Annotated in this window: 8 protein-coding genes and 3 tRNA genes; 3 read left to right on the top strand and 8 right to left on the bottom strand. The window is 65.2% G+C overall.

The annotated features are described in order from the left end of the window. Positions 1-7 precede the first annotated feature (7 nt). On the top strand, positions 8-340 hold the full coding sequence (locus LC060_RS11130) for a PilZ domain-containing protein (RefSeq protein WP_226635574.1): 333 nt from the start codon (positions 8-10) through the stop codon (positions 338-340). A gap of 23 nt (positions 341-363) precedes the next feature. Here LC060_RS11130 and LC060_RS11125 read toward each other — a convergent pair. The 8 genes from LC060_RS11125 to LC060_RS11090 form a co-directional block, all read right to left on the bottom strand. Further along, a tRNA-Lys gene (locus tag LC060_RS11125) sits at positions 364-439 on the bottom strand. Positions 440-480: 41 nt separating this feature from the next. Beyond that, positions 481-556 (bottom strand) — tRNA-Lys (locus LC060_RS11120). Positions 557-595: 39 nt separating this feature from the next. Then, positions 596-671 (bottom strand) — tRNA-Lys (locus LC060_RS11115). 115 nt (positions 672-786) lie between these two features. Beyond that, positions 787-1,902, bottom strand: a complete 1,116-nt coding sequence (rodA, locus tag LC060_RS11110) for a rod shape-determining protein RodA (RefSeq protein WP_413465106.1) — start codon at positions 1,900-1,902, stop codon at positions 787-789. Positions 1,903-1,907: 5 nt separating this feature from the next. Beyond that, positions 1,908-4,013 carry a penicillin-binding protein 2 gene (mrdA, locus tag LC060_RS11105; RefSeq protein ID WP_226635571.1) on the bottom strand — a complete coding sequence of 702 codons (2,106 nt, stop codon included), beginning with the start codon at positions 4,011-4,013 and terminating at the stop codon, positions 1,908-1,910. After that, positions 4,010-4,564, bottom strand: a complete 555-nt coding sequence (gene mreD, locus LC060_RS11100) for a rod shape-determining protein MreD (protein ID WP_226635569.1) — start codon at positions 4,562-4,564, stop codon at positions 4,010-4,012. Before mreD ends, mrdA begins: the two co-directional genes overlap by 4 nt. Further along, positions 4,564-5,355 (bottom strand): rod shape-determining protein MreC, encoded by a 792-nt coding sequence (gene mreC, locus LC060_RS11095; RefSeq protein ID WP_226635567.1) that lies wholly within the window; start codon positions 5,353-5,355, stop codon positions 4,564-4,566. The genes mreD and mreC overlap by 1 nt, the downstream gene beginning before the upstream one ends. Before the next feature lie 197 nt (positions 5,356-5,552). After that, positions 5,553-6,599, bottom strand: coding sequence for a rod shape-determining protein (locus LC060_RS11090; RefSeq protein WP_039393837.1), 1,047 nt, complete (start codon positions 6,597-6,599; stop codon positions 5,553-5,555). Between the two features lie 263 nt (positions 6,600-6,862). Between LC060_RS11090 and mutL the strand changes: the two genes are divergently transcribed. Together mutL and LC060_RS11080 are read left to right on the top strand one after the other, a co-directional pair. Then, positions 6,863-8,713: a DNA mismatch repair endonuclease MutL gene (gene mutL, locus LC060_RS11085; protein ID WP_226635565.1), complete on the top strand. Its 1,851-nt coding sequence runs from the start codon at positions 6,863-6,865 to the stop codon at positions 8,711-8,713. Then, entirely contained in the window at positions 8,713-9,219 is a 507-nt protein-coding gene (locus LC060_RS11080) for a hypothetical protein (RefSeq protein ID WP_226635563.1), read from the top strand. The genes mutL and LC060_RS11080 overlap by 1 nt, the downstream gene beginning before the upstream one ends. Positions 9,220-9,223 lie beyond the last annotated feature (4 nt).

Here is a 9,223-nt window from a genome sequence, read left to right as displayed (position 1 = left end):
TTTTGAAATGTACGCCGGAAATCCCGGTGATCGGCTGTCCGGTCGCCACGAGGTGCTGCTGTGCGCGCGCTGCCGCAAGTCACCCTGGAAGGTCTTTGATGTCGAGATCGGCAACCTGGGAGCCGGCGGCTGCTCGATCCTGCGGTGCCGCGAAAGCTTTGCGCAAGGCGAGGAAGTCACTTTGCGATTCGCACATCTCAAGCCGCGCAAGGCGCGCGTGCGCTGGGTGTGCGAAGGCGCTGTCGGCATCGAATTCGTGCAGGCACTTGCGCCCGCAACGATAGCCGAACTCAATGCCCGCTACGGACTATCCATGGCGGTGCCACACGATCCAGCGTGATCGACAATGTCAGGAGAGGGGGGTGGTGGACGCACTTGGGCTCGAACCAAGGACCCGCTGATTAAGAGTCAGCTGCTCTACCAACTGAGCTATGCGTCCCCACGAGAGGGCCATCCTTCGAAGGATGGTTGGTAAGGTGGTGGTGGACGCACTTGGGCTCGAACCAAGGACCCGCTGATTAAGAGTCAGCTGCTCTACCAACTGAGCTATGCGTCCCCACGAAAGGGCCACTCCGAAGAGTGGTTGGTGAAGGCTTGGTGGACGCACTTGGGCTCGAACCAAGGACCCGCTGATTAAGAGTCAGCTGCTCTACCAACTGAGCTATGCGTCCACTTTTAGCCTTCTGCCGTGAGCCGGTATGAAGCCGTTTGGCTTCGCCGATTCGGCGGCGGAGTGGCTCCTATACAGGCTCATTCGAGGAAGGGAAGAGAAAACTTAAAATTTTTTCAGGTGAATGACGAAGGTCCACGGTTCCAGCGGTTTACGGCAAGCAAAACGCCAAGGCAGATCATGTTGGTGAGCATCGAGGTTCCGCCATGGCTCATCCACGGGAGCGGGATGCCAACAACCGGCGCCATGCCCATGACCATCATCAGATTGATGGCCACATAGAAGAAGATCGTGGTGCTCATTCCGGCCGCAAGCAGGCTGGAGAAGCGGTCCGGAGCCTTGGCCGCCACGCGCAGCCCCCAGCCCAGGATGATCGCGAAGACTGCGATCACGAAAAGGCCGCCGACCATGCCCCATTCCTCCGCCATGGTGGCGAAGACGAAGTCGGTATGGGCCTCGGGGAGATATTGCAGGTGGCTTTGCGAACCGTTGCCGAATCCCTTGCCGAACACGCCGCCCGATCCGATCGCAATCTTGGACTGGATGATGTGGTAGCCATCGCCTTGCGGATCGGCCTCGGGGTCGAACAGGGTCAGGACGCGCTTCCTCTGGTAGTCGTGGAGTACGAAGAAGAAGGCGGCAGGGGCGATGGCGATCAGCGGAACCGTGGCGCCGATGAACCAGCTTATCGGGAGCCCGGCGAGAAACATGATGACGACGCCGCCAAAGCAGATGGCGAGCGCTGTACCCAGGTCGGGCTGGATCAGCACGAAAAGCGCGGGAATGCCAATCAGGATGCAGGCCGGGACGAGCCCGCGCCAACTGCGGGTGAGGGGCGCGGGAAGGGTCTCGTAGAACTTGGCGAGGACGAGCACGATACCCGGCTTCATCAACTCGGAGGGCTGGAGTGTCATGAAGCCGAGGTCCAGCCAGCGCTGGCTGCCGCTACCGACGCCGATGCCTACCGCGCCGACCAGCTCCACCAGCACAAGCAACATCAGGATCAGCGCATAGGTCGGATAGGCCATGATCCGGAAGAAATTGCGGCTGAACATCGAGATGACGAAGGCCATCACCAGGAACAGGCCGAACCGCAGGACATGGCTCTGCGCATAGGGGTGAAGACTGCCCCCAGCCGCCGAATAGAGCACGGCGCCACCTAGGCCCACGAGCGCAAAGAGCGGTATGAGCACGATCCAAGGCTGGCGGGCAAAGACCGCAGGCAGGTTCATCAGGCTCATTGCGTGGACGGTCCGGTGCTGGTGGCGTCGGCGGACGCCGCGTCCGACGTATTCGGTGATGCGTTCGCGCTTGGCGATGCAACCGGCTCGGGGCGGGGGCTTTGGGCTTCGCTCATGATGGGCTGTGGCTGGCTCTGCGTGCTTTCAGCGTCGCGCACGGCCTCGGCTTCCTGTTCGGTCGAGACCTTGGGAGCCGACACGCCGTACTGCTGGACATAGGAGGCGTAGCGCGAATCGGCGCGCTCCTGTGCGGTGCCGCCCCACTGGCTCTCATATTCGGTCAGCCGCTCCATCGCGGCCTCCTTGTCCCACAGGTAGGTCATCACGTCGCGCGCGATGGGGTAGGCCGCGCCCGAGCCGCCGCCGTGCTCGATGGCAACGGCGCAGGCGTAGCGGGGCTTGTCCCAGGGCGCGAAGCAGATGAAGTGGCCGTGGTCGCGGTACTTGAAGGGACCCGTCTTGCCGTTCGAGACACTGAGGCTGACGACCTGGGCCGTACCCGTCTTGCCCGCCAGCAGCACGTCCTTCATGGGCAGCGCGGCGCGGTGCGCGGTACCCGGTCCGTTGACCACGTCCGACATCGCCTTGTGGATGTAGTCGAGGTGGTCCTGCGGGATACCCAGCGATTCGGCGTGTTGGGGCTTGCCTGTGTGGATCAGACGCGGCTGCAGGTTGAGGCCGCTCGCGATGCGCGAGGCCATGACCGCCTGCTGCAGCGGGTTCACGAGGAAGTAGCCCTGGCCGATGGTGGCGTTCACCGAATCGAAGGTCTGCCACTCGCGCTCGTACTTGCGCAGCTTCCAGGCCGGGTCCGGCACCGTCCCGTAGGACTGGCCGACGACGGGCAGGTCGAATTCCTGGCCCAGGCCCAGCTTGCGCGCCATCGCAGCCACGACGTCCATGCCCATGCGCTGGACCATCGCGTAGAAATAGACGTCGCAGCTCTGGTAGATGCCCTTGGCCATGTCGACCTGGCCGTGGCCGCGTCGGTTCCAGCAGTGGAACACGCGGTTGCCCACGCGCAGACCACCGCCGCAATAGACGGTCTCGTTGGGGTCGAGGCCTGCTTCGCGGAAGGCGAGGCTGACCATCGGCTTGACGGTGGAGCCCGGCGGGTAGAGCCCGCGAAGGACCTTGTTGCGCAAGGGCACGTGGTCATCATCCGACAGCATCTTCCATTCCAGGCGGCCGATGCCGTCGGAGAAGCTGTTGGGGTCAAAGCTGGGCATCGAGGCCATCGTCAGGATGTCGCCGTTGTGGCAGTCCATCACGACAACCGAGCCGGACTCGGTGCCGATGCGGCGCGCGGCATAGGACTGCAGGCCCGCATCGATGGTGAGCTTGACGGTATCGCCAGGAATGTCGTCGCGGGTCTCGAGGTCGCGGATGATGCGCCCGCGCGCGGTGACTTCGGTGCGGCGCGCACCCGGCTTGCCGCGCAGTTCCTTCTCGAAGACCTTCTCCAGGCCGTCCTTGCCGACCTTGTAGCCCGGCGTCAGGAGCAGCGGGTCACGGTCCTTCTCATACTCCTCGGCCGACGCGGCGCCGACATAACCGATAAGGTGGCCGACGTTCACCCCGTCGGGGTAATAGCGCGAGTAACCACGCTGGGTAACCACGCCGGGCAGTTCGGGCAGGCGCACGCTGACGGCCGAGAAACGGTCGAGGTCGAGGCCGCTTGCGACCTGCACGGGCGCGAAGCCGCGGGCGTCCTCGAGCTTGTCCTGCAGGTCCTGCCGCGCGACGGGGGTGAGGTCGAGGAGATCACCCAGCATCGCGACGGTCTCGGCCTTGTCGTGCATACGCTCAGGGATCACGTCGACGCGAAAATCGGCGCGGTTGGAGGCGAGCGGGGTGCCGTGGCGATCGAGGATCCAGCCCCGGCGCGGCGCGATCAGCGAGAGGTTGACGCGGTTGCTCTCGGCTTCGAGCTGATATTTCTCGTTCTCGAACACGGCGAGATAGCCAAGGCGCGCGGCGAGAAGGCAGGCGACCCCGCCCTGGACCGAGCCGAGCACGATGGTGCGCCGGTCGAAACTGTTGCGCAGGATGCCGTTGGAAATGTGGGGCTTGGGCTTGGCGCGACGGAAGCGGAACTTCATCGGGAGATACGCACCGCGGTGAGGCGCAGGCGGTCAAGAACGGCAACCAGGCGTCCGATGAGGGGGTAGGCGAAGATCGAGATCACGAGTTGAGGCACCACGACATGAATGGGGGCATTGGCGGCGACCAGATTGGACAGGAGATAGCTGCCCAGAATGTAGAGGATGATGAGACTGGTGGCTACCAGCCATTCGGTGGCGAAATTGCGCCAGGGGAAGCGCTCTTCCAGGTTGTCGATGGCCATGGCCGCGAGCGACCACAGAAGGACGGCGGAACCGAAGGGTTGGCCCGAAAACAGATCGTCGACGAGGCCGAGCGGCAGGCCGGCCCACAGTGGCAGGAGCCCTGGGCGCAGCTGCCGCCACGCAAGGAAGGTCAGGAACCCGAACGGGGGAAACATCGGCGCGGAGGCAATCACGAACCAGGTCGGCACGATCGTCGCCAGCACCACCGACAGCCAGGGCACGACCTGGGCCAGGATCGGGGAGGGGGCCCGGTTGATCCGCGGACGCGGCCCATCGTCGCGGCGCGTCGTGGGGCCTTCGAGCACTAGGGCTTCTCCGCAGGGGCTTCGACCGGCGGTGCCTCGGGGGCCCAGGCCCTTTCGACGAGCACGTAGTCGGCATCGGTCGGGTTGCTGATTACGCGGGCAATGGCGCCATCGCGCAAGATCTCGGTGAGGACCGCCATCGGCGTGCCGGGGCGGTAGAGCCCGCCAGCGCCGGAGGAAACGATGACATCGCCCTTTTTGAGCGGGTTGATACCCAGATTCACGAGGCGCACGCGCAAGGTGCCGTCGCCCTGGCCCTGGGCGAAGCCGGCGACGCCGTCCTTGGTGCGGCGGATCGGAACCAGGCTTTCGGTGTCGGTGATGAGAAGGACGCGTGCGCTGGTCTGGCCCACTTCGAGGACGCGGCCAATGAGCCCGCGCGCGGAGCGGACCGGCATGCCCTTTTCCAGGCCCTTGTTGCGCCCGACGCCCAGCGTTGCAAAGCGGCGCGTGCTCGACGGGGTCGAGGCGGTGAGGGTGGCGACCGCTACCACGTCCTTGCGCGTGCGGGTGAGCTTGAGCATGTCCTTGAGGCGCGCGTTCTCGGCCTCGATGGCCTCGGCCTCGACCAGGCGCGACTTCGCGATCGCGAGCTCCTTCTCGAGCTTCGCGTGGCGGCTTCCCATCTTGAAGAAGCCGGTAACGCTGTTCAGCACGTTGTCGCCGAAGCTGCGTCCCTTGGCGGTCGCTTCGGCGGCCGGGTCGGTCGCGTCGGCGGCAATCGCGCGCAAGCTCTGGAAACTGCTGGGATTGACGGCCGAGATCACGATCAGGACAAGCCCGATGACCACGCCCACCACGCCCGCAGTATGGCTGAGAAACGAAGAAAATTGCGCTCTGCGGGAATATCCGGAGCGCTTGCTTGCCGGCGGCGCCATGCGCCCTGCACTCCAAGTCGAGCCGGGCCTCTCCCAAGGGGAGGGGCTCCGGGTATTGCATCAATCAACGGGCGAGGGGCGCGCTGTGCGCCCTTCGCCCCGGCGGTGGATCAGGCGGACATCAGCACGCCCTGGTACACGGAATCCTCCATCGCGCGGCCGGTGCCGAGCGCGACGCAGGACAGCGGGTCCTCGGCAACGCTGACGGGAAGGCCGGTTTCCTCGCGCAGGTAGTCGTCAAGGCCGCGAATGAGCGCGCCGCCGCCGGTCAGGACGATGCCCTGGTCGACGATGTCGGCGGCGAGTTCGGGCGCGGTGTTTTCCAGCGCGATGCGCACGCCTTCGATGATCGCCCCGATGGGTTCGGCCAGCGCTTCGGCGACATTGGCCTGCGTGATCGAGATTTCCTTGGGCACGCCGTTGACGAGGTCGCGGCCCTTGATGTGGATCGTCTCACCCGCGCCATCTTCGGGCATGACGGCAATGCCGTAGTCCTTCTTGATGCGCTCTGCCGTGGCATCGCCGATCAGGAGGTTGTGGTGACGGCGCACGTAGGAGACGATCGCCTCGTCCATCTTATCGCCGCCCACGCGCACCGAGGTGGTGTAGGCAAGGCCGCGCAGCGAGAGCACGGCGACCTCGGTGGTGCCGCCGCCGATGTCGACGACCATCGAACCGACAGGTTCGGTCACGGGCATGTCGGCGCCGATTGCCGCGGCCATCGGCTCCAGGATCAGGAAGACTTCGCGCGCGCCGGCGTTGCTGGCGGCATCGCGAATGGCGCGGCGCTCAACCGAGGTCGAGCCCGAAGGTACGCAGATCACGATCTTGGGGTAGCGGAAGAGATTGGACTTGCCGTGCACCTTGCGGATGAAGTGCTTGATCATCTCTTCGGCGATTTCGATGTCGGCGATGACACCGTCACGAAGCGGGCGGATGGCCTCGATGTTGTCGGGCGTCTTGCCCATCATCAGCTTGGCGTCGTCGCCGACCGCCTTGACCTTCTTCACGCCGTTCATGGTCTCGATCGCGACGACCGAGGGCTCGTTCAGAACGATGCCGCGGTCCTGCACGTAAACGAGCGTGTTCGCGGTACCCAGGTCGATCGCCATGTCCTGAGAGCCGAGTTTGAAGAATCGCGAGAAGGGGCCAGCCATCTATTATCCGTATGATTTCCAGTCGCGGGGCGTTGCGCGAAGCGTGCCCGCGAAAGTCTGTTTTGCAAGAGAGAGGCTCCCTTAAACCATCGATTCGCGAAAGGCCAAAAATTTGTGTCGATTTTCGGTGGGTTTCCTCCGGGATCCGTCTCGAAATCCCGGCGCTTCGTCGTTAGTTTCAAGGCCTAGGGGTGCCCTTGTGCGTAAGTGCTCTGATTATGCGCGTGCAGTCACCGTAAATTCTCCGGAAATTCAGGAATTCCATGCCCACGATTCGCCGTTTGCCCGAACATCTCGTCAACCGCATCGCCGCCGGTGAGGTTGTCGAGCGCCCGGCCTCGGCGCTCAAGGAGCTGGTCGAGAACGCCGTGGACGCAGGCGCCACGCAAGTCACCGTGCGCATCGCCTCGGGCGGGCTCGACCTGATCGAGGTCACCGACGACGGCTGCGGCATGCGCCCGGACGAGATGGCGCTGGCGCTGGAGCGCCACGCGACCTCCAAGCTCCCCGACGAACACATTGAGATGGTCTCGACACTGGGCTTTCGCGGCGAGGCGCTGCCGTCCATCGGCTCGGTCGCGCGCCTCACCATCGAGAGCCGCCCACGCGGGGCGGATGAAGGCTGGAAGCGGGTCACCGACCATGGCGTGGTGACCGAGGATGGCCCGGCCGCGCTGCCGCCCGGAACCCGAATTCGGGTCGAGGACCTGTTCGGCAAGGTGCCGGCGCGCCGCAAGTTCCTGCGCACGCCGCGCTCCGAATACGCCGCCTGCCAGGACGTGGTGCGGCGTCTCGCCATGGCGCGGCCCGACATCGGTTTCGTCCTCGAACACGACGGGCGCCGGGTCATCGCGGTCCAGCCCGACGAAGAGCTGGCCTCGCGGGTCGCCCGCCTCGTGGCGCGCGAGCTCGCCGAGGACGGCGTCCTCATCGATTCCGAGCGGGGCAACGCGCACCTGACGGGCGTTGCAGGGCTGCCGACCTACAACCGCGGTGTCGCCGATCACCAATACCTTTTCGTCAATGGCCGTCCGGTCAAGGATCGCCTCCTGACAGGCGCCGTGCGCGGGGCTTATGCCGACATGCTGGCGCGTGACCGGCATGCGGTACTGGCTCTTTTCCTCTCGATCCCGCCCGAGGAAGTTGACGTGAACGTCCATCCCGCCAAGACCGAAGTGCGCTTTCGTGACCCGGCTTTCATCCGGGGCTTTCTGGTGGGCGCGCTGCGCCATGCGTTGGAAGCTGCGGGCCAGAAGAGCGCGCAGCCGCCCTCGGCGAACGCCATGGGCAACTGGCAGGTCGAGCCTGCAGCGCCAGCCCGCAGCGGCGAGCCCGCGCCCTCGATCGGCTCGCTGTTTGCCCGCGAGTATGCCCCTCAGCGCACCTCCTACCCGAGTGGCGGGGGGGCAGGGCGCGTGGCCGAAGGTGCTGCCGCCTGGCGCGCCTACGAGGCCGACGTCATGGCGCAGCCCTCGGGCCGGGCGGAAGCTCTATCGGAAGAGCCCGATGCCGCCGAGGAAGAGGCGCTGCGCTACCCCCTGGGTGTGGCGCGCGGTCAGATTTCGAACACCTACATCGTGGCCGAAGCCGAAGACGGTCTTGTCATCGTCGACCAGCACGCCGCGCACGAGCGTCTTGTTCTCGAACGCCTGAAGGCGGCGGGCGCGGAAGAGGCGATGAACCGCAGCCAGGCGCTGCTCCTTCCCGAGGTCGTCGAACTGGAGGAAGTCGCGTGCGATGCTCTAGAGGAGAAACTGGAGGATCTCGCGCGCTTCGGCCTGGTGCTCGAACGCTTCGGGCCCGGTGCGATGCTGGTGCGTGCGATCCCGTCTGTGTTGCGCAAGTCGAGCGCCGAGGCGCTGGTGCGCGACGTGGCGGACGACTTGGCCAAGAATGGCGATGCCCTTCTTCTGGGCGAGCGGCTCGATCTCGTGCTGGCAACGATGGCCTGCCATGGGTCGGTCCGGGCCGGTCGCACGCTTTCGGTGGCCGAGATGAACGCGCTGCTGCGTGAAATGGAGCACACGCCACGCTCGGGGCAATGCAACCATGGGCGCCCTACGTGGGTTAAGCTGGCTCACGCAGATATCGAGAAACTGTTCGGGCGAAAGTGATGCACGCAAGATGGATGGGGCTGGCGCTGGTTGCGGCACTGGCCGCCTGTGGTTCCGAGGATACCGTGGCCGAAAAGAAGGCCGATGCGGCAAAGGACGTTGCCATGGTCAAGCGCATGAGCAAGGCTCCGTTCGAGCCGATCATCCCGCAGCCCATCGCCGATGTGGACATGGAGCGTTACGGCCTGTCGCATCGCGGCTGCCGCTTCACGGCCAAGGGCGATGAGAACCCGATCTTCGTCGCAGGGCCGGACGAGGGTTTCATGATCGTGCCGCCCGACCTTGACCGCTATGCCGCGCGCACGACCAGCGCGGAGCTGCCCGGAGGGGCGCATTCGACCTACACGGGTCTTGAAAACTGGCTGGATATCATCCGCTTGCCCGACGATGAGACGGGCGGGGATGCCGTCAACTGGCCCGCGCGCATCATGCTTCACGATGCGCAGGAACGGGTCGCCTTCATGGCCGACGGCATGATGGACTGCACGCCGCCGGACACCGACTAGCGTC

The organism is Novosphingobium profundi (assembly GCF_020524485.1).
GTDB lineage: Bacteria > Pseudomonadota > Alphaproteobacteria > Sphingomonadales > Sphingomonadaceae > Novosphingobium > Novosphingobium profundi_A.
Note: the sequence above shows the minus strand (reverse complement) of the source record. Positions and strands in the feature narration are given on the sequence as shown.